Source organism: Poseidonocella pacifica, assembly GCF_900111875.1.
GTDB lineage: Bacteria > Pseudomonadota > Alphaproteobacteria > Rhodobacterales > Rhodobacteraceae > Poseidonocella > Poseidonocella pacifica.
The window spans coordinates 530,084-554,015 of the sequence record NZ_FOJU01000001.1 but is presented as its reverse complement, the minus strand read 5'-3'; the positions used below and the strand labels follow the sequence as shown (position 1 = coordinate 554,015).

At 61.8% G+C, this 23,932-nt stretch carries 23 protein-coding genes and 1 tRNA gene; 9 read left to right on the top strand and 15 right to left on the bottom strand.

Annotation, left to right across the window (positions count from 1 at the left end; translation table 11 throughout):
• Positions 1–133: 133 nt before the first annotated feature.
• From BM234_RS02640 to purC, 5 genes are all read right to left on the bottom strand, one after another.
• Complete coding sequence (locus tag BM234_RS02640) at positions 134–1,468, bottom strand: sigma-54-dependent transcriptional regulator (RefSeq protein ID WP_092060337.1); 1,335 nt, start codon at positions 1,466–1,468, stop codon at positions 134–136.
• 66 nt (positions 1,469–1,534) lie between these two features.
• On the bottom strand, positions 1,535–3,304 hold the full coding sequence (locus BM234_RS02635) for a sensor histidine kinase (RefSeq protein WP_092060335.1): 1,770 nt from the start codon (positions 3,302–3,304) through the stop codon (positions 1,535–1,537).
• 36 nt (positions 3,305–3,340) lie between these two features.
• Complete coding sequence (purQ, locus tag BM234_RS02630) at positions 3,341–4,009, bottom strand: phosphoribosylformylglycinamidine synthase subunit PurQ (protein ID WP_092060333.1); 669 nt, start codon at positions 4,007–4,009, stop codon at positions 3,341–3,343.
• Entirely contained in the window at positions 4,009–4,239 is a 231-nt protein-coding gene (gene purS / locus BM234_RS02625; RefSeq protein WP_092060331.1) for a phosphoribosylformylglycinamidine synthase subunit PurS, read from the bottom strand. Before purS ends, purQ begins: the two co-directional genes overlap by 1 nt.
• An 81-nt stretch (positions 4,240–4,320) precedes the next feature.
• On the bottom strand, positions 4,321–5,082 hold the full coding sequence (purC, locus tag BM234_RS02620) for a phosphoribosylaminoimidazolesuccinocarboxamide synthase (RefSeq protein WP_092060329.1): 762 nt from the start codon (positions 5,080–5,082) through the stop codon (positions 4,321–4,323).
• A gap of 160 nt (positions 5,083–5,242) precedes the next feature.
• Between purC and BM234_RS02615 the strand changes: the two genes are divergently transcribed.
• Positions 5,243–5,557: a DUF1476 domain-containing protein gene (locus tag BM234_RS02615; RefSeq protein WP_092060327.1), complete on the top strand. Its 315-nt coding sequence runs from the start codon at positions 5,243–5,245 to the stop codon at positions 5,555–5,557.
• 54 nt (positions 5,558–5,611) lie between these two features.
• Here BM234_RS02615 and BM234_RS02610 read toward each other — a convergent pair whose 3' ends face one another.
• A complete protein-coding gene (locus tag BM234_RS02610) occupies positions 5,612–7,585 on the bottom strand; it encodes an ATP-binding protein (RefSeq protein WP_139226758.1) in 1,974 nt (657 codons plus the stop codon).
• Positions 7,586–7,792: 207 nt separating this feature from the next.
• Between BM234_RS02610 and BM234_RS02605 the strand changes: the two genes are divergently transcribed.
• Genes BM234_RS02605 through BM234_RS02595 form a run of 3 tightly spaced genes read left to right on the top strand, consistent with a single transcriptional unit; the run spans position 7,793 to position 11,445 of the window.
• Positions 7,793–9,685, top strand: a complete 1,893-nt coding sequence (locus BM234_RS02605) for a phosphatidylglycerol lysyltransferase domain-containing protein (protein ID WP_092060323.1) — start codon at positions 7,793–7,795, stop codon at positions 9,683–9,685.
• A gap of 37 nt (positions 9,686–9,722) precedes the next feature.
• Positions 9,723–10,736 (top strand): betaine--homocysteine S-methyltransferase, encoded by a 1,014-nt coding sequence (gene bmt, locus BM234_RS02600; RefSeq protein ID WP_092060321.1) that lies wholly within the window; start codon positions 9,723–9,725, stop codon positions 10,734–10,736.
• A 55-nt stretch (positions 10,737–10,791) separates the two neighbouring features.
• The gene (locus tag BM234_RS02595; RefSeq protein ID WP_092060319.1) at positions 10,792–11,445 is read left to right on the top strand and encodes an SOS response-associated peptidase; all 654 of its coding nucleotides are present in this window, start codon (positions 10,792–10,794) and stop codon (positions 11,443–11,445) included.
• Between the two features lie 9 nt (positions 11,446–11,454).
• Here BM234_RS02595 and BM234_RS02590 read toward each other — a convergent pair whose 3' ends face one another.
• Entirely contained in the window at positions 11,455–12,540 is a 1,086-nt protein-coding gene (locus tag BM234_RS02590) for a PA0069 family radical SAM protein (protein ID WP_092061320.1), read from the bottom strand.
• Between the two features lie 201 nt (positions 12,541–12,741).
• Here BM234_RS02590 and BM234_RS02585 point away from each other — a divergent pair, with 201 nt between their 5' ends.
• The 3 genes from BM234_RS02585 to BM234_RS02575 all read left to right on the top strand — a co-directional run bounded on the left by BM234_RS02585 (position 12,742) and on the right by BM234_RS02575 (position 14,873).
• Positions 12,742–13,446 (top strand): corrinoid protein, encoded by a 705-nt coding sequence (locus BM234_RS02585; RefSeq protein ID WP_092060317.1) that lies wholly within the window; start codon positions 12,742–12,744, stop codon positions 13,444–13,446.
• 15 nt (positions 13,447–13,461) lie between these two features.
• Positions 13,462–14,133 carry a MarC family protein gene (locus BM234_RS02580; RefSeq protein ID WP_092060315.1) on the top strand — a complete coding sequence of 224 codons (672 nt, stop codon included), beginning with the start codon at positions 13,462–13,464 and terminating at the stop codon, positions 14,131–14,133.
• Positions 14,134–14,222: 89 nt separating this feature from the next.
• Complete coding sequence (locus BM234_RS02575; protein ID WP_092060313.1) at positions 14,223–14,873, top strand: DUF1638 domain-containing protein; 651 nt, start codon at positions 14,223–14,225, stop codon at positions 14,871–14,873.
• Positions 14,874–14,905: 32 nt separating this feature from the next.
• Here the strand turns inward: BM234_RS02575 and BM234_RS02570 are convergent, their stop codons facing one another.
• On the bottom strand, positions 14,906–15,316 hold the full coding sequence (locus BM234_RS02570) for a SufE family protein (RefSeq protein ID WP_092060311.1): 411 nt from the start codon (positions 15,314–15,316) through the stop codon (positions 14,906–14,908).
• Between the two features lie 129 nt (positions 15,317–15,445).
• On the opposite strand from BM234_RS02570, the gene BM234_RS02565 reads away from it, so the two are divergent.
• Complete coding sequence (locus BM234_RS02565) at positions 15,446–15,922, top strand: hypothetical protein (protein WP_092060309.1); 477 nt, start codon at positions 15,446–15,448, stop codon at positions 15,920–15,922.
• 14 nt (positions 15,923–15,936) lie between these two features.
• Here the strand turns inward: BM234_RS02565 and rnd are convergent, their stop codons facing one another.
• Genes rnd through purM form a run of 3 tightly spaced genes read right to left on the bottom strand, consistent with a single transcriptional unit; the run spans position 15,937 to position 18,781 of the window.
• Complete coding sequence (gene rnd / locus BM234_RS02560; protein ID WP_092060307.1) at positions 15,937–17,094, bottom strand: ribonuclease D; 1,158 nt, start codon at positions 17,092–17,094, stop codon at positions 15,937–15,939.
• Entirely contained in the window at positions 17,091–17,735 is a 645-nt protein-coding gene (gene purN / locus BM234_RS02555) for a phosphoribosylglycinamide formyltransferase (RefSeq protein WP_092060305.1), read from the bottom strand. The genes rnd and purN overlap by 4 nt, the downstream gene beginning before the upstream one ends.
• Positions 17,732–18,781 (bottom strand): phosphoribosylformylglycinamidine cyclo-ligase, encoded by a 1,050-nt coding sequence (gene purM, locus BM234_RS02550; RefSeq protein WP_092060303.1) that lies wholly within the window; start codon positions 18,779–18,781, stop codon positions 17,732–17,734. The genes purN and purM overlap by 4 nt, the downstream gene beginning before the upstream one ends.
• A gap of 105 nt (positions 18,782–18,886) precedes the next feature.
• Here purM and BM234_RS02545 point away from each other — a divergent pair.
• Positions 18,887–18,963 (top strand) — tRNA-Ile (locus BM234_RS02545).
• Positions 18,964–19,003: 40 nt separating this feature from the next.
• On the opposite strand, the gene cysG is transcribed toward BM234_RS02545, so the two are convergent.
• The 4 genes from cysG to BM234_RS02525 all read right to left on the bottom strand — a co-directional run bounded on the left by cysG (position 19,004) and on the right by BM234_RS02525 (position 23,887).
• Positions 19,004–20,374: a siroheme synthase CysG gene (cysG, locus tag BM234_RS02540; RefSeq protein ID WP_092060301.1), complete on the bottom strand. Its 1,371-nt coding sequence runs from the start codon at positions 20,372–20,374 to the stop codon at positions 19,004–19,006.
• Between the two features lie 328 nt (positions 20,375–20,702).
• Positions 20,703–21,683 carry an aldo/keto reductase gene (locus tag BM234_RS02535; protein ID WP_092060299.1) on the bottom strand — a complete coding sequence of 327 codons (981 nt, stop codon included), beginning with the start codon at positions 21,681–21,683 and terminating at the stop codon, positions 20,703–20,705.
• A gap of 49 nt (positions 21,684–21,732) precedes the next feature.
• Entirely contained in the window at positions 21,733–22,968 is a 1,236-nt protein-coding gene (gene manD, locus BM234_RS02530) for a D-mannonate dehydratase ManD (RefSeq protein ID WP_139226757.1), read from the bottom strand.
• Between the two features lie 94 nt (positions 22,969–23,062).
• Positions 23,063–23,887, bottom strand: coding sequence for a sugar phosphate isomerase/epimerase family protein (locus BM234_RS02525; protein WP_092060297.1), 825 nt, complete (start codon positions 23,885–23,887; stop codon positions 23,063–23,065).
• Positions 23,888–23,932: the final 45 nt, after the last annotated feature.

Here is a 23,932-nt window from a genome sequence, read left to right as displayed (position 1 = left end):
GGCAAACCTGCCTCACATCCGAACGGTGAAATTCTCGGTTGGAGCGATTTTCGTTAAGGAAATACGCTCTCTAGTGTACATAAAACCAGCGACAGGCGAATGACAATGCACAATCGTCATACGCGCGCTCTCGCTAGAGGTAATCGGCCCGCTGAAGGCCGTATTTAGCCATTTTTTCGTTCAGGGTCCGGCGCGGCAGGCAAAGTTCCTCCATGACGCTGGATATGGAGCCTTTATGCCGGCGCATCGTGTTGTCGATCAACATGCGCTCGAAATGCTCCACATATTCCTTGAGCGGCTTGCCTTCGGTGGTCACCACAGGGCGGATTTCTTCGTTGTCGGACATAAGTAGCGAGGCAATTGTGCCGGACCCGCGCCGCGATTGCAGCACCGCGCGTTCGGCCACGTTGATAAGTTGCCGCACATTGCCCGGCCATGGCGCTTGCAAAAGCTGGGCCGCTTCCTGCGCCGTGACCTTCGGGGCGTCGCAGCCATACTCATCCGCGAACTGATCGCAAAGGCTCGTGAACAGCGTCAGGATATCCTCCCCCCGCTGGCGGAGTGGGGGCATCGTGATCCGCAAGGCGGCAAGCCGGTAGAAAAGATCCGGCCGCAGCGCATCTTCGCAGGTGCGCCCCTCGTCCTGCATGTTGCAGATCGCGGTGATGCGCGTCTCTGACGGGGTGCCCTGATCGTTGATGGCTTGCAGAAGCTGAGCCTGCAGTGCGTCCGACAGGGCTTCGATGTCCTCCAGCACAAGCGTGCCCCCTCGCGCCTCTTCAATGGCGGGAAGCGTCGTGTCATCCTCCAGAACCGGTCCGAAGAGACGGCGCGACAACGCTTGTTCCTCCAGCGCAGAGCAGGAGATGAGCACGAATTTCTTGCCCGCACGCGCGCCAACCGCATGCAGCGCGTGGGCGGTTAGTGTCTTGCCTGTCCCCGTTTCGCCGTCGATCAGAACGTGGCCATCGGCCTGCCCGAGATCGAGGATATCCTCGCGCAGCCGCTCCATCGAAGGCGAACTGCCGATGATCTTCTTCATGATTTCGCCACCATCGGACAATTCGCGGCGCAAGGCACGGTTGTCGAGGGTCAAGCGCCGCTGCGCCGACGCGCGCTTGGCAAGGCGCGTCATCTGATCGGGGTTGAACGGCTTTTCGAGAAAGTCGAACGCGCCAAGGCGCATCGCTTCTACCGCCATCGGAACATCGCCATGGCCGGTGATCATGATGACGGGAAGCGAGGAATCGGTTCCCATCAGCTTTTTCAGAAAGGTCATCCCGTCCATGCCGGGCATCCGGATATCGCTCACCACGATTCCGGGGTAATCCGGCCCGATCGCCTTGAGCGCTTCTTCGGCGCTCGCAAAGGCTTCGGTATCGTAGCCGGAGAGCGCCAACCACTGGCTGATGGACTGGCGCATGTCCTTCTCATCATCAACAATCGCGATTTTCATTGCCTTGGCCATGCTTCACCCACCTTCTGCGGCTCCTGCCGCCATTGCTCTTGCACCGCCCCGACGTTGCGGGCGTGTTTACTCTGCCGCTTCGCGGCCATGATCCTCATCTAGGATCGGAAGCTGTACTTCAAAGACCGCGCCTCCGCCCTGACCGTTTCGCGCGGTCAACCGTCCGCCGAGGTCGTTGACGATCCCCGAGGAAATGGCAAGCCCCAGCCCTACCCCATCGCCGGGCTGCTTGGTGGTGTAGAAGGGCTCGAACAGCGCATCGAGATCCTCGATGCCCGGCCCGTTGTCACGCACCGTCAGGCTCGCCGTTTCACCGGCAGCGAGGATCACGTCGATCCGCGGCTCCCGCACGCCCTTGGTGGCGTCGATCGCATTGCGCAACAGATTGATCATCACCTGTTCAAGCCGCACCCGGTCACCCATCACCAGAACAGGGCGGTCCGGAATGGCCCGTTCGATCCGTACGTGACGCTGGCGAAGCTGCGGTTCCATCAGGGAAATTGCTGACAACAGCGCCTCACCCACGTTGACGGGGGCAAGTGGCTCCCCCCCTTTGCGGGCATAGCTCTTGAGCTGTCGCGTGATGGCCCCCATCCGTCCGATCAGATCGTCAATCCGGCTAAAGGACGATAGCGCCTCTTCGGGCCGGTTCCGATTGAGCAGGAGTTTGGCCCCCGCCAGATAGGTGCGCATGGCGGCAAGCGGCTGGTTCAGTTCGTGACTGACCGCGGCTGACATCTCGCCTAGCGCGGCCAGTTTGGAGCTTTGCGCAAGCGTCTGTTCGGCGACGGCAAGGTCTTCCTGGACCTTCTCTCGCTCGGCAATTTCCCGCTGTAGCCGTTGGTTCAGCGCGCGAAGTTCCGCTGACTCCCGCTGAAACAGCACCATGCGGAGCGTGGTCTTGCGGTTCAGGATGTAGAAGATCCCCGAAAGCAGGATGGCAAAGGCCATGATCTCCAGCGCGATCACGCCGTTCACCCGCTCCCGGACACTGTCGTAAGTGGTGAAGGATGCCATGCGCCACCCTTGGAACGGCACCCGGCTCTCAAGCCGCATCACGGCCTCACCCTTGAGATAGGCATCCGCCGGGAGCGCCGTCCAATCGGCGGTGACTCGGATCGCGCGCTCTATCGCGCCTTGCGCCGGTTGCTCCTTCAGAGCCTCTTCTTCGGTCAGCCCGCGCCAGCGGGGCTCGGTGGCGAGGATGATCGTGCCTTCACTGTCGGTCACCAGCACCGCATCGGAGATCCCCGCCCAAGCTCGCTCAAACTTGGCCAGATCCGCCTCCACCACAATCACGCCGACGGCGTTGCCCTGACTTTCGATCCGGCGGGAGTAGGTGAACCCATAGGCACCGGTCTCGCGCTGTTGCGAGGTAAACACCGTCCCTGCGGAGCGCAAAGCATCCACGAAATAAGGGGTTTGGGCGTGGGTGCTGCCGAGGCGATTGCGGTCCGTGGCCGCGACGGCCCGCCCATCCATATCAAGCAACATCAAGGATGCGGCGCCAATCTCATCCACGAACGAGATCAACCGCGCGGTCGATTGCGAATAATCCGAGGAGTTCAATGCGCCGATCAGCGCGGGATCACGTGCCAACAGCTGTGGCACAATCGAATTGCGCCGCAACTCAGAGATGAGGTTGCCGTTATAAAGCGCCAGCCGCAACTCGGCCCTGTTGCGCGTGCTTTCCGTGAACCGTGTCGTGAGCCAATCGTTGGTGACAAGGACGGTGGCGGTCGCCACGGCCACCACCATCAAAATCGCCAGCCGCACACGCCAGCCGAAACTGCCACGCCGCGGCCGAAGGACGCGTTTCAGGAAACCCTGCTTCATCGACAAAGCCTAGACCTGCAAGCCGTGAGGCTCAAGTCACGCCTCAGCCAGCGCGCCCAACAGCCCATCAAAGAATGCCGCGCCATCGGTGCCGCCCTGCGAGGGTTCGGATGCACGCTCGGGGTGGGGCATCATGCCCAGGACGCGCCGGTTTTCGCTGAGAACACCGGCAATATCGCCGAGCGAACCATTGGGGTTGTCGGTGTAGCGGAAGGCGATCCGGCCGGACGTCTCAAGCAGGTTGAGCGTATCGGGATCGACAAAATAGTTGCCATCATGGTGGGCGATGGGAACGGAAATCTCCTGCCCCACCTCATAGCCGGAGGTGAAAGCGCTATCGCGCGTTTCAACCCGCAGGCCCACGTTGCGGCAGATATACTTCAGCCCCGCATTGCGCCGGAGCGCGCCGGGAAGAAGGCGCATTTCCGTTAGCACCTGAAACCCGTTGCAGATGCCGAACGCATATCCGCCCCGTTCCACATGGGCCGCCAGCGACCGGCAAATGGGGGAGTTGGCGGCAATCGCGCCGCAGCGCAGATAATCACCATAGGAAAAGCCGCCCGGTACACCGACGACATCAACCCCATCGGGCAACGCCGTTTCCTTGTGCCAGACCATCGACACATCGGCCCCGGCCCGTTCCAGCGCCAATGCCATGTCACGATCACAGTTGGAGCCGGGGAAAACCAGAACCGCCGCGCGCATCAGGACATCTCCACCGTGTAGCTCTCGATCACCGTGTTCGCGAGAAGCTTTTCGCACATGTCATGCACAGCCGCCTCCGAAGTGCCTTCGGCCAGATCCAGCTCGATCACCTTCCCCTGACGGACGCCCTCGACGCCATCAAAGCCAAGCGCGCCAAGTGCGTGACGCACCGCCTCGCCCTGTGGATCAAGAACCCCGTTCTTCAGCATCACGTGCACCCGTGCCTTCATGCCGCCCTCTTGCGTTTTCGGGAGGCTCCGCTCCCAGTTGGTCTCATCACGTGTCGCCGCCCGATATGCGCGTCACCCGGTTCAGTTGATCAGTGTCGGCTTGGCCATCGGCACGGCCCCCTTGGGCAGCACCCCAAGGCGGCGGGCCACTTCGGAATAGGCATCCGTGAGCGAGCCGAGGTCGCGCCGGAACACGTCCTTGTCGAGTTTTTGATTGGTTTCCACATCCCACAGGCGGCAGCTGTCGGGGCTGATTTCATCGGCCACGATCAGCCGTTGGAAATCACCCTCATAGACCCGGCCAACTTCGATCTTGAAGTCCACCAGCCGGATGCCGACGGCCTTCATCACGCCCGACATGAAGTCGTTGACGCGCAAGGCGAGGCTGACGATGTCATCCATATCCTGCGACGTAGCCCACCCGAAGGCCGCGATATGTTCCTCGGACACGAGCGGATCACCGAGCGCGTCGTCCTTATAACAATATTCGATGATCGGGCGCGGCAGGCGCATCCCTTCCTCAAGCCCGAGGCGCTTCGACAGGGACCCGGCCGCGTAGTTGCGCACGATGATCTCCAGAGGAATGATCTCGGCGGCACGAACCAGTTGCTCCCGCATGTTGAGCCGTTTGAGGAAGTGTGTCGGCACTCCAATATCGTTGAGACCTTGCATGAAATACTCGGAAAGGATGTTGTTGAGCACACCCTTGCCTTCGATCACATCGCGTTTCTCAGCGTTGAAAGCGGTGGCGTCATCCTTGAAGTACTGGACGATCGTTCCGGGCTCGGGCCCCTCATAGAGCGTCTTCGCCTTGCCTTCGTAGATTTTTTTGCGCCGTGCCATGGGCTCTCCTGCAATAGCAGACACCGGGGCGACTCCCCCGTGTCGTTGCGCTTTCCCTACTCCATGGGGCGTCCTGCCGCAAGCGGGCCGCGGGGCTTGCGCGGGGCGTGCGCTACGTCCATATCATTTGTGCAGGATAGCCCTTTCAGAGGACCGAGTAATGACCAGCTTCGACGACCGCGAAACCGCCTTCGAGAACAAGTTCGCCCACGATCAGGAAATGATCTTTCGCGCCGAAGCGCGCCGCAACAAGCTGCTCGGTCTCTGGGCTGCGGAACTGATGGGAAAAACAGGCGCCGATGCCGAGGCCTATGCGCGCGAAGTAGTCAAGGCCGATTTCGCCGAGCCCGGCTACGAAGATGTGGTGCGCAAGGTCTCCGCCGATCTTGGGGACAAGGCCAGTGCGGATGAGATCCGTGCCAAGCTCGAAGCGCTGCTTCCCGTCGCCAAAGGCCAGATCGTCGACGAGGTCTGAAGCCAGCCCCGACGAAAACGTCCCTCCCCGCCTCTGGCCGGGGGGAACAAGCCGTCAGGCGGGATCGACGAGAATGTGTGTGCCGGAAAGCGCGCATTCTATCGACCGGATGAGCGCTTCGCGGCGGATCGGCTTCATCAGCCGCAATCCGTGCGCTGTCTCAGCCAGTTCCGCGTGATCGCCGCCCTGCCCCGTCAGGAAGATCACCGGCATGTTGGGATGCACCTTGCGCAATTCTGTCGCCAGATCGGGCCCCTGCAATCGACCCGGCATCATCACATCCGACAAAAGCAGATCAAAGGGCCCCTCCCGTTGATCGAGCAGCAATGCCGCATCCCCCGAGGGTGCGACGCTTGGCAAATATCCCGATCGTCTCAGCATCTTGAGCAGCAGGTCGCGAAGACCCTCTTCGTCTTCGGCCACGAGGATGCGCGCACCGATGGTGGGCACTTCGATTTGCGGCGGAGCCTCGTTGCGTACCACGGCCTGACCGACTTCAAGTGCCGGAAAGAAGAGCCGGAATGTGGTCCCGCGCCCCGGTTCTGAGCATACCCGAACCACGCCCCCGGTTTGACTCATGAAGCCCTGTACCATCGACAGGCCAAGGCCCGATCCTTCGCCCGGACGCTTGGTGGTGTAAAACGGATCAAAAATCCTGTCGAGGTCCGCCCGGCTCATCCCACTGCCCGTGTCACGCACCGCGAGCTGCACATAGCGCCCCGGCGCCAGAACATCGCCGCTTTCCTCGCCATCTTGTGCGGAGAAATCGAGATTGGTCGTCTCAATCGTCAGCCTGCCACCGTCAGGCATCGCATCGCGGGCATTTACGATCAGGTTCAGCAATGCGCTCTGCGTCGATGAAGGGTCCGCCATGACGGGATAGAGATCATCATCTGCCCGCGTCTCCACCTCTATAGTGGGCGGCAAGACGCGCGCAGCCCATTGCTTGACGTCGCCGACCACCTTGCCGAGGTCAAGTTGCCGCGGTTGCAGCCGTGCCTTGCGCGCGAAACTCAACATGTTGCGGATCAGATCGGCGCCCTGCGCAACCGCGCCTTTGGCCGCGTCTATTTCCTCGCGAAGTTCCGTGTCTTCGCCAATCTGCTCTTCGACAAGTTCAAGGTTCCCCAGAACAACGGCCAGCAAGTTGTTGAAGTCATGCGCAATACCTCCGGTCAATTGCCCGATGGCATCCATCTTTTGGGTATGCAGCAGCGTCTGTTCCGTCCTGCGCACTTCGGTCAGATCGATGCTCGATCCGATCCCCCGCACGGCCTTACCCGCTTCGTCGAAGTAGGGAACGACAAATTCCCGGATATAGCCTTCGGATCCGTCGCTGCGGGTAAATCTATACTCCATGTCGATTTCTTCACCTGCCCGAAGACGCCGATACTTCTCCCGAACCTCCGGCTGATCTTCGGGATGGATGAACGCAAGCCTGTTGCCGTCAAGCTCCGCAACCATCGAGATGAATTCTTCGGACGAGACACCGAAAATCTCAGCATGGCGTTTGGAGCAGACTGTGCAGAGGTTCCGCTGCGCATCGAAGACAAAGTACCCAAGTTTCGCGATCCGCGCCGCCTGATCCAGTTGGACCTCACTCACGTTGAGGATCTTGGCAGAAGCTTCCAGAGCGGCGGTTTCTTCGTCAAGTCGCAGGCGCAGTTCGGCTTCGGCCTCATGAAGCTTCAGCAGGGTTCTGTCGCGCTGGTCTCTTAAAAGTCCGAGCACGATCCCGGTGCCGAGATAGATCAGAATCCCGAAGGCGGTGGAAAAAATCGTCCCGACAAGCAGCCTCGGGCCGATCCCGGAGACGTGGCAGAAGACCACCGTGCCTGCCCCAAAGCATCCCGCCAGCAGGCCCGTGCCGGAGCCACCAAGAAGGGCTGCGGCCATGACGGACATGTAAAGAAGCAAGAAGGGAGGGGGCATCGGCGCGCCATTCATCAACCCCAGTGGAACGAGAACGGCGAGCAACATGGCAGGGATCGCAAACACTGCCCCGCGCATTGTCGGCATCTTGATCATGATGGCCACCTACGTTCCCCCCAGAAACCAAAAACGTTCCCCAACACCTGACGCTACTTTGCATCACTTAACGTCAATTACACAATCCCACAGCGGCATAGAGACCCCATACTCCCGTATAGGCAGAACCTCGCGAATTCTAACCTTAACCGTCCAGCAACCTGCCGCGCGTAGGCCAAAAGGTGGGTATGAGTGGAAGGTAACAAAATGGTGAGGTCCGAGTCGGACGCGCCCGTTTGGCGCAAAACAGGGCGAATTTGCCTGCCCATAGCATTGGGCACCGTGGCCGTGTGGCTGCTCCATGACCGGTTGAAAGACCTCGATATGGTAGGATTGCGCACGGCGCTGATGCAGACACCCGCCGAAGCCTGGCTTTGCGCGGCTCTCGCCACCGCTCTGAGCTTCTGGGCCATCGCGGGGTATGAGCGGGTGCTGCATCGCCATCTGGGCACCGCCATCACCCCCGCCCGGGCCGGAAGGAGTGGTGCCGCCGCCGTCGCGCTTGCGCAGCTCTTAGGTGCTGGTGTGGCGACCGGGACAATCGCGCGCTGGCGGCTTGTTCCGGAACTGTCGCTCAAGCAGGCCACTGCGGTGACGCTTCTTCTGACGATCAGCTTCATGACCCTGTTGGCAGTTCTGTGCGGTCTGGCGCTCGCCCTTTTGCCGAGCCCGGCTGGCATTCCCCGATGGATCGCCCCCACAGCGGTGGTTGCCACCATCGCGCTCTTTGGTTTTCTCCTTTTTGCCCCAGAATTGCGGCTGGGCGGCCAGCGGCTTCGATTGCCAACGGCAGCGGCGGGCCTTCGCCTTCTGGGATACGCCGCACTTGATACGGCGGCTGCGGCCTTCGCGCTCTGGATCCTTCTGCCGGAGGCCTCGGCGCCTGCGTTTCTCGCGCTTTACCCGATCTTCCTGATCGCGATTGGCGCGGCTTTACTTTCTGGTGTGCCCGGCGGGGTTGGCCCGTTCGAGTTGACACTGCTGGCCTTTCTTCCGGGTGAGGATTATGCCCTGATAGCGGCCATTCTGGCGTTCCGGGCCCTCTATTACGCCCTGCCCGCGATTGTTGCCGGAGCGATCATGCTACGGCCCAAATCCGGCGCAAAGACCGAACCATCGGCGGCACGCATTCCGACACCTCTGCTGGACACTGCGCCCCGATCCGAATGCGGCGTGGCACGACAGGGGGCTGCGTCCCTGCTACAGTCAGGTGATGCATCGGCTGTACTCCGACATACTCGGCAAGCCAGTGTGCTGCTCTTCGATCCCTTGGACGGCAAGGTATCGAGCCTTCTCCCTTCCCTGCGCGCCGAAGCACGCGCGAGCGACCGTATCGCCTGTCTCTATAAACTGTCGCCGCGAAATGCGGCGGTAGTTCGGGCGAACGGGTTCAGCACGCTGCGTATCGCACAGGAGGCGCTTGTCGATATCGCTTCTTATGATCTGGGAATATCGGCCCGCCGTGGGCTGCGCCGCAAACTCCGCAAAGCCGAAAATGCGGGGGTAGAGATCATGGCTGATCCCGGATCGCTGCCCTTGGGGGAGATGCGCCGCCTGTCCGACCGATGGGCCGAACGTACCGGCGGAGAGCGCGGATTTTCCATGGGGCGCTTTTGCCCTGCGTATATAGAGACCCAGCGTGTCCTGCTTGCATGGGAGGGTCCGCGCCTCATCGGTTTCGCAACTTTTCACATGAGTTCAAGGGAATGGGCGCTTGACCTGATGCGCCTCGCCCCGGACGCGCCCGATGGCACCATGCACCTCTTGGTTCACAGGGCAATCTCCCTCGCTTCTGATGAAGGCATCCCGCGTTTGTCACTTGCAGCGGTGCCATCGCTTTCGGAAGCAGTGCCCGCGCAGTTGCGCGCGCGGATTGACCGGGCCGCCGGATCCGCTGGTCTGCGACAGTTCAAGGCCGCCTTCGCGCCTCGCTGGGTTCCTCTCTACGCGGCCGCGCCCGGCCCCCTGGCCCTCGCCCTTGCGCTCTTTGAAATCGCGCGCAGCGTGCGCCGTCCCGATGCTCTGCCGAGCGCGACAAAGGCCACTCCACCTCATGGCGAACATGAAGGTTTTGAGTTTGCGCCTGCCCACGTTTCATGAGATGCCCCGCCACAACTCTAGCTAGAAGGGCACTGCCATGACCGACCTGTTGTCCAGGCTCCTTTCCGAACGCGACTGGCTTTTGACCGATGGCGCGACCGGAACAAATCTTTTCAACATGGGGTTGGAGGCGGGCGACCCGCCTGAATTCTGGAACGTCGACTACCCCGACCGGATCAGAGCGCTCTATAAAGGGGCCGTCGATGCGGGCAGTGATCTCTTTCTCACGAATTCCTTCGGAGGAAACGCAAGCCGCCTCAAACTGCATCAGGCAGAGGACCGCGCGCGCGAGTTGAGCCGGATCAGTGCGGAGCTCGGGCGGGAAGTGGCCGATGCGGCGGGCCGTCCGGTCGTTGTTGCAGGCTCTGTCGGTCCGACGGGCGAGATCATGGCCCCGATGGGTACGCTTACCCACGAGATCGCCGTCGAGATGTTCCATGAACAGGCGGAAGGCCTGAAGGAAGGCGGGGCCGATGTGCTCTGGCTTGAAACCATCTCAGCGCCCGAGGAATACAAAGCCGCCGCGGAGGCCTTCGCTCTGGCGGGAATGCCTTGGTGCGGCACCATGAGCTTTGATACCGCGGGCCGCACGATGATGGGCATGACGTCCGAAGCGATGGTCGCCATGGTCGAAACCCTCGACCATCCGCCGATTGCCTTCGGGGCGAATTGCGGTGTCGGGGCTTCGGATCTTTTGCGCACCGTGCTTGGCTTCACCGCGCAGGGCACCGCCCGTCCGGTAGTCGCCAAGGGGAATGCCGGTATTCCGAAATACGAGGACGGCCATATCCACTATGACGGCACCCCGGAGTTAATGGCGGAATATGCCATCCTCGCGCGGGATTCAGGCGCAAAGATCATCGGTGGATGCTGCGGCACCATGCCCGAGCACCTTCGCGCCATGCGCAACGCGCTGGAAACACGCCCAGCGGGCGAGCGGCCTACGCTGGAGATGATCACGGGCGCGCTTGGCGGATTTTCTTCGGCGTCCGACGGCACGGGCGATGATCACGTCGCACCGGACCGCCCACGGCGGCGCCGGCGCAAATAGGCCTCCGCTCGGGATCGGGATAGGGCTTCGTGCGGCGGGGTGACTGGGGTCGAGAATGTGCAATCTCTATTCGCTGACCAAGGGACAGGCTGCGATCCGCGAGATCGCAAAGGTTATGGAAGACGACACGGGCAATCTGGCCCCGATGCCCGCCATTTTTCCCGACACGGCCGCGCCGGTTGTCGCCCAAGGCGCAAAGGGTCGGACACTTACCCGAATGCGGTGGGGCATGCCGACGCCCGCCTTTGCCCTCAAGACACGCCGTACGGATTCCGGTGTCACCAACATCCGAAACACCGGCTCGCCCCACTGGCGCCGCTGGCTCGGCCCCGAACACCGCTGTGTCGTGCCCTTTACCAGCTTTTCCGAATATGAAACCCGCCCCGGAGCGCCGGCTGTCCCGATTTGGTTCGCGCTTGATGAAAGCCGCCCGCTCGCCTTCTTCGCGGGGATCTGGACCCGCTGGACATCCGTCCGCAAGCTCAAGGATGGCGAGACGACCGACAATCTTTTTGGCTTTCTGACCACGGAGGCGAATGCCACGGTCGGCGCGGTTCACCCCAAGGCCATGCCGGTCATCCTGACCTCTGCGGAGGACGTCGACCTCTGGCTCAATGCCCCATGGCCCGACGCGGCGGTGCTGCAACGCCCGCTCGATGATGACGCGCTGTGCATCGTCGCCCGTGGCGGCCGCGAAGATCAAGGCTAGGCGGGATGATCAAAACAACGCCATCTGGTCTCCTGGTAAACTGGGTGGGCGGAATAGGCCCGTGGTCAACGGAGGCTGTGCGGCGTCAAGCCCAAGACGACGAACCGCCAGATCGAAACGCTGCGCGATGAGCTTGGCGTAGGGCCCCTCACCGCGCATCCGCCGCCCCCAGCGGGCATCGTAATCCTTGCCGCCATGCATCTCCCGCACCCGCGCCATCACGCGCGCCGCTTGTCCGGGGACATGTTCCTCCAACCACTCGCGAAAGAGTGGCGCGACCTCCCGTGGCAACCGCAACATAATCCAGCTTGCCGACCGCGCACCCGCATCGCGCCCAGCTTCAAGGATTGCCTCCAGTTCAGGATCGGTCAGGGCCGGGATCATCGGCGAGGCCATAAGCCGAACCGGAACGCCCGCCTCGCTCAGCCGCGTGATCGCCGCCATCCGTCGAGAAGGAGACGGCACGCGCGGCTCCATCTTGCGCGCAAGCCCGGGATCAAGGGTCGTCACCGAAATGCCCACACGGACCAATCCGCGCGCGGCCATACGGCCCAGAATATCCAGATCCCGCTCTATGCCCGCGCCCTTGGTGACGATGGCAACCGGATGCGACGCGGCTTCCAGCACCTCAAGGCAGGCGCGCATGATCCCCCGCTCCCGCTCCAGAGGTTGATAGGGATCGGTGTTGGTTCCGATCGCGATCGGAGCCGCGCGATACCCCTTGGCCCGAAGTTCACGTGTCAACACCTTGGGCGCATCCGGCCGCGCCACGAGACGGGTTTCGAAATCGAGCCCTGGCGAAAGACCAAGATAGGCGTGAGTTGGCCGCGCGAAACAGTAGATGCACCCATGCTCGCAGCCACGATAGGGATTGATCGACCGATCGAATGGCAAATCCGGTGAGCGGACGTAGTTTATAATGCTACGAGGGCGTTCCTCACGCACCTCGGTCCGCAGAAGCCCCCGATCCTCCGGGATATCCCAGCCGTCCGATTCCACCTCGCGGCCAAGGTCAAAGCGGCTGGCCTCATTGCTGACCGCGCCGCGCCCACGCCTGCGCCCGGCACCGATACGGGTTCCCTCGTCGTGATCCATGACCACGGAGTTAGAACATACAGAGAACACTTGCAAGGAACCGATAATCAATCCCCGAATTTCTCATTGGAATGCCGCGCGCGTTCCCCGTAGAAGTCGTTCGATACGCGAGCCATGTCGCAAACGGCCGCGTCCCCGAATAGAAATCCGGCACAAGCTGTCGGAAAGCCGCTCAACCCGGCGTATCGAAGGAACCCGCCCATGTCGGACGAAAACGACGACCTGATCCTGTCTGAACTCGACGACGAAGAGCTTGTCGCCCAGATGATGGATGACCTCTATGACGGTCTCAAGGATGAGATCGCGGAGGGGGTGAACATCCTCCTTGGACGGGGATGGGCGCCCTACCGCGTCCTGACCGAACCGCTCGTCGGGGGCATGACGATTGTCGGCCGGGATTTCCGAGACGGGATTCTCTTCGTCCCCGAGGTTCTGCTGGCCGCGGGCGCGATGAAGGGCGGCATGTCCATCCTCAAGCCTCTGCTGGCGGAAACCGGCGCGCCCACGATTGGCCGGATGGTCATCGGGACGGTCAAGGGCGACATCCACGACATCGGCCAGAACCTCGTCACGATGATGATGGAGGGCGCAGGCTTTGAGGTGAAGAACATCGGGATCAACAACCCGGTCGAAAGCTATCTAGAGGCTTGCGAAGAGTTCAACGCCGACATTCTGGGGATGTCTGCGCTTCTCACCACCACGATGCCCTATATGAAGGTCGTGATCGACACGATGAAGGAAAAGGGCATCCGCGAGGATTACATCGTTCTGGTGGGCGGAGCGCCGCTGAACGAAGAGTTTGGCAGGGCAATCGGGGCAGATGCCTATTGCCGCGATGCGGCCGTCGCCGTAGAGACAGCCAAGGATTTCATTGCCCGCAAACACAATTCGCGGGTCGCCGGCTAAAGAAGAGGGAGTTCCATGGACTGGACCGCGCTGCTGCGCGAATTCATCACGCTGCTTGTGGTGATCGATCCCGTGGGCTCCATCCCCGTCTTTCTCTTTGCGGTGACGCGGGTGCCTCGCAAGTTGCACCGGCGCTTTGCAGTGCGCGCGGTGGCGATCTCTGCGATGGTGCTTCTCGCCTTTCTCGCCGGTGGTCAATATCTGTTGGAAACCCTCGGGTTGCGCCTTGGGTCATTCCAGATCGCTGGCGGCATCATCCTCTTCCTCTTTGCCTTGACCATGATCTTTGGCGATTCCAAGCCTGCGCGCGAGATCGAAGAGGCGGAGCGGGATCACCTTGCCGGGGCGGTCTTCCCCCTCGCAATGCCATCCATCGCATCTCCCGGGGCCATGCTCGCGATCGTGGTGCTTACCGATAATCACTCCACCCCGCTGGTCGAACAGTTCGTCACGGCGGGGCTTCTGGTCTTTGTCCTGCTTCTCACGCTGGCGCTGCTTCTTGCCGCGAGTTGGATCAACCGGATCATCGGAACGACGGGCGCAAGTGTCATCAGCCGGGTGATGGGCATCGTGCTTGCGACCATCGCGGTCGACGCGGTTCTCGGGGGCTTCGATGCGCTCGGAGTGCTGACGGTGGATGCCCCCTCCCCAAGCGGCGGATTGTCAGAGGCGCTTGAGGGCAACTGAGGCGGCGAGACCGTCGATAGTCAAAGCGCCCGCGCCCCTGAACCGCCGCCGAACAAACGCCCATTCTCAACTGTGATCGACTGCATCCCATGACTGACCACATCGCCGACACCACCCTGACCGAAACTGGCCTGTCCGCAGAGGGCGCCGGTCCGGTTCTGCTCATCGCGTGTGGGGCATTGGCGCGGGAAATCATCGCCCTGCGGGAGGCGAACGGCTGGGATCATCTCGATCTCACATGCCTGCCCGCGATCCTGCACAATCACCCGGAGCGTATCGTGTCAGCGGTGCACGAGGCTGTGCTTCGCAACCGCGACAAGTATGAGACGATTCACGTTGTCTATGCAGATTGCGGCACGGGCGGTGAGTTGGAACGGGCCTGCGCCGAATTGGGTGTCGAGATGGTGCGCGGTCCCCACTGCTATGCGTTTTTCGAGGGCCTCGACGCCTTTGCTGATCATGAAGATGAGATCGATGCCTTCTACCTCACCGATTTCCTGACGCGTCAGTTTGATGCCTTCGTCACTCGGCCACTCGGTCTGGATCGGCACCCGGAATTGCGCGATGTCTATTTTGGAAATTACCGCAAGCTGGTGTTTCTGGCCCAGACGAACGACCCCGCGCTGGATCTACGGGCACAGGGCATAGCGCAACACCTCGGCCTGATCTATGAACGCAGGCCGACCGGATATGGAGATTTAGCGCAGACGCTCTCCCGCTGGGCGGGCGAGGAGCGCTGAGCCAGAGGCGTTTCGGTGACTAGGGACCGGGTTCAGGCTGCTTCGGCGCTGACGGTTCTTATACGTTCGATCATGGCCCTGAGCCCGTTTGAACGCTGTGCCGAGAGGTGATCCTGCAATCCCAAACGTGCAAGCTGTCCGCCCGCGTCAAGCCGCGCCGCCTCGTTCACCGGCAGCCCGTTATAGAGCGCCCCGAGAACGGCAATGAGGCCCCGGACGATCATCGCATCGCTGTCGCCACGAAAGGCGAAGGTATTCCCCTCGATCTCGGGGTGAAGCCAAACCTGACTGGCACAGCCATCCACTTTGGTGGCTGGCACCTTCAACGCATCCTCCAACGGGGGCATCTTCTTTCCAAGATCAATGACATAGCGATAGCGGTCTTCCCAATCGTCAAGAAATTCAAAGTCTTGCGCGATGTCTTCAAAGGCTTTGGTCGCCATGCTCGCCTCTCCCGTCCAGTGCAATTTGCAGGTAAGCCGCACATGCGCCAAGGTCCACCCCCAATAGACGCTTTTCAACAGCGCGCTGATCGGCTACCCCTTCCGGCAGCACCTCAAGGGGTTGATCCAATGCGCAAATCCGTTCTTCTGCTCTCCGCCGCGGCGCTTTCGCTCGGTGCCTGTTCCCAGATACAGGGCAGCAGGCTCAACCCGGTCAACTGGTTCGGCCCGAAAGTTCAGGGCACCGCCCCGGCGCAGGTTCCCCCACTCGTACGGGCCGATCGCATCGTACAGGTTGTGGAGACACGGCCCGCCATCGCCCAGGTCACCGATCTGCGCATAGAGCCGACCCGAACTGGCGCGATCGTCACGGCCACGGGCATCGCCGCGACCCAAGGCGCCTATGATGCGGAATTGACCGGGGATCCCGCCGGCGGCACGCTCACGCTGGTTTTCCGCGCGTCAAAGGCAGAGGGCCGTACGGCTGTCGGCACCTCCAAATCGCGCGAAGTCGTCGTATCGAGGGTTTTTTCCAATCAGGATCTGGCGGGGATCTCTGCGGTCACCGTGCAGGCCGAACAGAACACGCTCACCCGCCGCCGCTGACCGCCCCCCCCTGATCAGACGTCGATGATCCGCACGGAATTGCCCTTAGCGGCCAGTGCGATCCGACCTTCGCAAAGCCGCAGCGCGTCCTCACCAAAGACATCGCGCCGCCAACCGGAAAGCGCCGGCACATCCCGTATTCCGCCCGCAATCGCGTCGAGATCGGACGCGGAGGCAATGAGTTTCTGCGCCACACCGGCCTCTTCCGTCTTTGCCTTGAGCAAAACGCGCAGCAAATCGGCCAACGCTGGATTCACCTGCAACTTGTCCCGCGAGGTATCAAGCCGTGGCACGTCATCTTGCGGGCAGGCCTGACCGGCCTCGATGGCGGCGATGATGCCGTCGGCGATCTCCCCCTTGCGGGCGTCGCGCAGCAGCAGTCGTGACCGGCCCAAAGCCTTGTAGTCCGTCGGTTTGGTGGAGGCCAATTCCAGCAGCGCGTCATCCTTGAAGATTCGGCTCCGGGGAATGTTGCGGCTCTGGGCATAGGTTTCGCGAAACTTGGCAAGCTCCCGCACGATGGCGAGGAAACGGCCAGAATTCGTACGGGTTTTCACCCGCTTCCATGCTTCGTCGGGCTGCACGACATAGGTTTCGGGATTGGTAAGGATTTTCATCTCCTCGGAGACCCACTTTTCCCGACCGTTCTTGCGCAATTGCGCCTCAAGAAACTCATAGACCTGCCGCAGGTGCGTCACATCGGCCAGCGCGTATGTCTTCTGCGCGTCCGTCAACGGGCGGCGAGACCAATCGGTGAACCGGCTCGTCTTGTCGATCTGCCCCTTGGTGATCTTGCGCACCAAGGTCTCATAGCCGACCTGCTCCCCGAACCCGCACACCATTGCGGCCACTTGCGTATCAAACAGAGGATCTGGAATGACGTTGCCATCAACCTGAAAGATTTCAACATCCTGCCGGGCCGCGTGGAACACCTTGACGACGCCCTTGTCCCGGAAAAGCTCGTAGAGCGGCTCCAGCGAAATCCCCTCTGCAAGCGGATCGACGAGCACGGCGCTTTCATCTCCCTCGAAGGGAACGGCAAGCTGCACCAGGCACAATTTGGAATAATAGGTCCGCTCACGCAGGAATTCCGTGTCCACCGTCACGTAGGGATAACTCCGAGCGGCAGTGCAGAAAGTGGCGAGGTCTTCGGTGGTCGTTACGGTCTTCATTCGGTCGGTCCTTTCTGCGCGGCCTGAGCATAGTTCGTGGCATCGGCAGGGGCAATCGGAAGGCCCGCAGCCAGTCGCGAGACGAACTCGGACAGGACTTGCGGATATAGGCGGTGCTCTTCGACAAGCACGCGGGCGGCAAGGCTTTGCGCCGTATCTTCGGGATGGATCGGCACCGTCGCCTGCCCGAGGATCGGCCCGTCGTCGAGGGCGGGTGTCACCAGGTGTACGCTGCAGCCGGCGGTGGAATCTCCGCTCGCCAGCGCCCGCGCGTGGGTATCGAGCCCCTTGTACTTCGGCAGAAGCGAGGGATGAATGTTGAGCATGCGGCCATCCCACTGCTGCACGAACCGTTCCGAGAGCACCCGCATGAAACCAGCGAGGCAAAGGATGTCCGGCGAGTAGTAGGAAAGGCGGCGGGTCAGCTCGTCCTCAAACGCAATGCGGTCGCCCCCAAACGGGCGGTGATCCACCGCCTCGGTCGGGATGCCCATGGATCGCGCCACGTCCAACCCGCCAGCATCCGGGCGGTTGGACAGGACGACACAGGGGCGGGCAGGATGCGAACCGGTCATGCTCTGGACGAGCTTGACCATGTTGGACCCGCCGCCAGAGATCAGAATCCCGACGCGAAGGCTCAAAGAAGGCGGCCCTCGTATGACACTCCCGCGCCGTCCGTGATCACCCCGATCCGGTGCACCGTTTCCCCGTCACGCGCCAGTCCTTCGGCCAGAGCGTCTGCACGATCCGCCGAAACGACCACAACCATGCCCAGCCCTGCGTTGAATGTCTTGAGCATTTCCGTCTCGTCCAGCCCGCCCTCGGAAGCGAGCCATTGCATGACGGGCGGCATCTCCCATGCACCAAGATCGATCTTTGCGCCGCAACCTTCGGGCAGGACGCGCGGCAGGTTTTCCGTCAGCCCCCCGCCGGTGATATGGGCGAGAGCATGGACCCCGCCCGCACGAACCGCCGAAAGGACCGACCGGACGTAGAGCCGCGTAGGTGTAAGCAAAGCCTCTCCAAGCGTGGCGCCGCCCCCAAAGGGACTTTCCGCATCCCAGCCAAGGCCAGAACGCTCCACAATGCGCCGGACGAGCGAATATCCGTTCGAATGAACCCCGTCGCTTGATAGCCCCAGAAGGACATCGCCAACCTCGACGCCGTCGGGAAGTGCTGTACCGCGCTCCATCGCACCAACGGCAAAGCCGGCGAGGTCGAAATCACCGCCCGCATACATGCCGGGCATCTCCGCCGTCTCACCGCCGATCAGCGCGGCCCCCGAGCGGGCACAGCCCTCGGCGATGCCCTCGATGATGCGCGCGGCCTGCTCCGTCTCCAGCTTGCCCGTCGCAAAATAGTCGAGAAAGAACAGAGGTTCAGCCCCCTGACACACCAGATCGTTCACGCACATCGCCACGAGGTCGATCCCGATCGTGTCGACGCAGCCTGTGTCGATGGCGATGCGCAGCTTGGTGCCGACACCATCCGTCGCGGCCACGAGCACCGGATCCTCGAATCCGGCGGCCTTCAGGTCGAAGAGCGCGCCGAAGCCACCCAGACCCGACATTGTTCCCGGACGCGCGGTTCGCTTGGCCGCGGGTTTGATCCGCTCCACAAGTTCGTTGCCTGCGTCGATATCGACCCCTGCCTCAGCGTAGGTCAGCCCCGTCTTGCGCTCGCTCATCGCGCTCCCCTGTTGATCATGGCGTCCGCGTTAGACCATCGCGCCGCCCTCTGCAACGGTTTGGGTTGACGCCGATTGCGTCTCTGGTAGCAAAGGCGTCAGGTGGGGCCTGTAGCTCAATTGGTTAGAGCAGAGCGCTCATAACGCTTTGGTTGGGGGTTCAAGTCCCTCCGGGCCTACCAAATCCCCGAAATATGTACCCGCTCGGGTAAAGCCGGCACGTCATGCGGCGGCGACCGATGCCCTCGCGAGGCTTTTGGGGTAGCGCAAAAAGAGGATCGCGGGGCTGCGGATTTCCGCATTTACCAGATCGTCGGGCAGTGCCCCGAGGGTCGTGCGCAAGGTCCGTTCTTCCGCGCAGCTGGCTGATGCGACCACATCGACCGGGCATTCCGCTGGTGCGCCGGCCGCAAGCAGATCCGCCTGAACCTCTGCGGCGCGTTGCACGGCCATATAGAAACACACCGATGTCCCGGGCTGCGCCACCAGTCGGCGGTCCGGGGCCGCGTCCCCCGGCTTGCACGTCCCGGTGGTCACCACCAGCGTGTCCGTCTCGCCTCGTTCGGTCAGTGGATGGCCGAGCGCGCTCGCCGCTGCCGAGGCCGCTGTGACACCGGGGACAATCTCAATGTCGATACCGGCGGTGCGTGCCGCCGCGAGTTCTTCGGCCGCTCGGCCGAATATCGACGGATCACCCGACTTGAGGCGCACAACACGCTTTCCCTGCCCTGCTTCAGCTACGATAAGCCGGTCGATCTTGTCTTGCGGCCAGGCGCAGGCCCCAACCTCTTTCCCGACAAACACACGATCCGCATCCCTCCGGGCCAGTTCGAGGACATCGGGATCCACCAGCCGGTCATAGAAAATCACATCCGCTTCCTGCAGGCGGCGCACCGCTCGAAGTGTGAGCAGGTCCCGCGCGCCCGGACCCGCGCCGACCAGCGATATCCGCCCCCGCGCAACAGGGGCACCCGCTGCAATGGCGTCCTTGAGCGCCCGCGCCGCGCCGTCCTCGTCACCGCGATCATGCAGCGAGGCCACCTCACCACCATACACCTCTTCCCAGAATTGCCGCCGAGATTCCGCAGGCATCGAAGCCTCTACCGCCCCCCGCAGGCGGCCCGCCAGTGAAACCAACGCTCCGAGCCGGGGCGTGAGCATCGCCTCCAATCTGGTCTTGATCGTGCGACCGAGCACTGGGGCATTCCCTTCGGTGCCAATGGCCACGACGACCGGGTCACGGTCCACAATGGACGGGGTATAGGCCTCACACAGATCCGGCCGATCCACGACATTGACGACGGCCCCCGCGGCGCGCCCCCGCTCCAACAGCCGCATATCCTCCGACAGATCACCGGTCGCGACGAAAACGAGGGCGGCGCGCTCGAAACTGTCTGGCCGGTCCACTGGATGATGCGTGGCGCGACCTTGGGTCACAAGACCGGAAAGTTCCGGATCGAGCGGTGCCCCGATGAGCACCAACTCAGCCTCGGCCTTGAGCACCAGCCGCGCCTTGCGCGCCGCCTCCGCACCTGTGCCACAAATCACTACGCGCCGCCCGTCCATCCGCAGGAACATCGGGAAGGTTTTCATTCTGATCTCCTCAACACAAAAAAAGCCGCAGACACTCCGTGGAAACGGAGGTCGAGCGGCTTTGCTCAGGGTGGCCCGAACATCGGGAAAAGGACCGGCATCGTTGTCGGTTCGAAACCTGTTTCGCGCACTGGCTTGTGACGGGGCAAGACAATTCGAGAATGCGCCATGCAGTTTGCGGCGGCGCGGGTGAGATCGCCGCCTGTTTAAGCAACGAGGCAGGAATCCGCGTGAAATGGTGTCAGGTGGAAAAGATCTCGGGCGAGAGCAAACAGAGGCCAACATGCGCTGCGGCGCACATACTGGCCTCCGAAGATTGGCCCTATCCCTAGCGGGTGCGGCCTTTGCCCCACATGTCGATGTCCGCGCCCAGTTCCTGCTTCAACCTCTCCGAGGCATCGTCCAGCGCTTTTAGAACGCCGTCGTCAAGCTGCACGTCCAACAGTTTCTTGAGGCCCCTGCTCTGTTCGCCATTGCGCGTGCCGACGATCACGCCGCCCACGGCGGGGCGGGATTTCAGCCATCCGATCGCGAGTTCTTCCATCGATAGGCCAGTGTCGCCGACCAGTTTCCAAAGCGCGTCGAGCAACTCCTGCCCAGCGTCCTCCGCGCCTTCTTCCTTATGGGCAACGTCGGCCCATTTGCGGTGATCGAACATGCGCGTACGGGCGCGGTCCACCGGGAAATCCTGAAGCGATTTGTACTTGCCCGCCAGCAGCCCCTGCATCAACGAGGAGTAGCACATGATCGGAACATTCGCCGCTTCGCATTTCGGCTGCACCTCGAACTCGATTGCGCGCGAAAACAGGTGATATGGCAGTTGGTTGACCGAAATTTCACCCAAAGCCAGCGCTTCGTCCAGATCCTGACTGCCGAAGTTCGACACTCCATACCAGCGGATCTTGCCCTCTTCCTTCAGCGTTTTCAGCGCGCCGATGCTCTCCGCCAAGGGCACATCCCGGTTCGGCCAATGCAGCATGTAGAGATCAATGTAGTCGGTGCCGAGGTTCTTGAGGCTGCGATCACAGGCCTCAATGATGTCGCCGGGGGCCATGTTCTCACGGGCCACCTTGGAGGAGATCACGAGATCGGCGCGCTTGTCACCCAGCGCCTTGCCAAGAAGTTGTTCGGAATATCCCGCGCCATAAGCTTCGGCGGTGTCAAAAAAGTTGATGCCGACGTTGTGCGCCTCCTGCAGAGCCTCGATGGAATCCTTTTCCTCTTGCGCGCCAAAGGCCCCGGCACCGCCCATGCAGCCATAGACAACCTTAGTCGTCACGAGATCGGTTTTGCCAAATGTGTTGCTCATGTTTCGTTACCTTATTTTACTGAGTGTGAGGGGGCTCGGCATCTGCGGACTACCAACTCCACAGGGTGCCATCTTCCAGCCTGCTGACCGGCAGGTAGGAGCGTTTGTAGGGGTGGGCCGCCGCGGCTTCTTCGTCGAAGTCAACGCCCAGACCGGGGCTGTCGCCGACATGGATCATCCCGTCTTTCAACGTCAGATCATGAGAGAAAACCGTGTCCGAGACTTCGTTGCCGAAGCCCACGAATTCCTGAATTCCGAAATTTGGAGCCCAAAGACCGAGATGCGCCTGCGCGGCATAGCAGATCGGCGACAGGTCCGGTGCACCATGCGGCGCGATTCGGACATGAAACAGCGCCGCAAAATCCGCGATACGCCGCACACCGGTGATGCCGCCGGCGTGGGTGGTGGCGGTGCGGATGTAATCGATCCACTGGTTCTGGATCAACTCCTTGCAATCCCAGATCGTGTTATAGATCTCACCGATCGCCAGAGGTGTCGTGGTGTGGTCGCGTATGATGCGATAGCTGTCCTGATTTTCCGCAGCGACCGCATCTTCGAGAAAGAGCAGATCGTAGGGCTCCAGCATCTTGCCGAGCCGCGCCGCTTCGATCGGGGTTAGCCGACTGTGCACATCATGCGTCAGCGCAATATCGTCGCCGAACCGATCACGTGCCTCGCGGAAAAGCGCTTCGATGGAGTTCATGTATTTGCGGGTAGACCAAGGCTGTTCGGGCGGAAGGGGGCGGCTGCTTTGCTGTTCGTAGTAGTCCTTCTTGTCGCCGAGCACACCATAGGTGCCTTCCAGCCCGGGCACGGCCGTTTGCAACCGTATCGCCTTAAACCCCTGCGCGATGAGCGCTTCCGCGCTGTCCAGCGTGCCTTCGATGGTTTCGCCGTTGGCGTGGGCATAGGTGGTGACGGCCCTGCGGCTCTTTCCCCCCAGCAACTCATAGACAGGCAGGCCCGCGACCTTGCCCTTGATATCCCACAACGCGACATCCACCGCGGCGATGCAGGCCATGTTGATCGGCCCCTTGCGCCAGTAGACACCCTTGTAGAGATATTGCCAGATATCTTCGATTTCGTGCGCATTTCGCCCGATCAAACAGGGCGCGACATGTTCCTGAAGGTAGGACGCCACTGCCATTTCACGGCCGTTCACGGTGGCATCGCCAATCCCATGGATCCCGCATTCGGTGACAATCTTCAGCGTCACGAAGTTGCGACCCGGGCTGCTCACGATCACCCGGACATCCTTGATTGTCAGATCTTTTGTCTTGCTCATCGATTCAACTTTCAGAACTGCGATTGCGTCGGTTGTGCACAGCCTTCCCGATAGCGGAGACCGGACCGAAGGATTGCCTGCGGTTCAGTTCGGATCAGGCGTAGGTTTCGGCGATCAGGCGTTTGAGATGCGCCAGGTCCCTTTTCAGAAATGGGATCACATCATCGCCCATCCGCTGGCCCGTCCTGCCCGCCTGCTCGCTGTATTCCGCAGGCATACAGAAGGTGCCATCGAACCCTGTGCGGTGAAGCTCTTGAACAAGCTCGCCCCAGTTGTATCCGCCGTGGTCATGGGTCGTCCAATGGACCACATACTCCGCCTCAAGCTCTGGGCCATTGGCGCGCAGGTGGCAGGCGCTTTTGAAATTCACCAGCCCGCTCATATGCGGGCGGGCGATATCCACGGCCATCTGGACTGGCTCTCCGTCAACAGCGCAATGACCCATATCCAGCACGGCGCAGACGAGTTTGGGGTCGTAGCCTGCCAGCAAATGCGCAAGTCCGACCGCGCTGCCCACCATGTTGCCATAGTGGTTCTGCACGCCAATGCTGACCCCGTTCTTTTCCAAGGCAGGTAGAAGCGCGTCAAAGCAGCGGCGATACTCGTCGATCGACGCGCGATAACCCCGTGCGAGATCAATCGGCGCGCAGATACGGATCGTGCCGACGCCCGCATCGCCGCAGGCGGCTATGGTGGCCTCATCTATTTCGCCCGCGATGCTGGGCGTCTTGAGCCCGTATTCGGCCAGAATCTTGACCGCGCGGGGCAAATCGGCCGCGACATTCTCCGGCACCACCTGATACCCGGGACGCACCGCAAGCTCGACGCCCTCGAAGCCCAGACCGGCAAGTTTTTCAGCCAACGCAGGCAGCTCATCGGTCCAGGGTTTGGTGAATACTGAAATCAACGGTTTTGCCATTTTGACAAGGATCCTTCGGTGTCCAAGAGGATTGAGGGGAAGGGC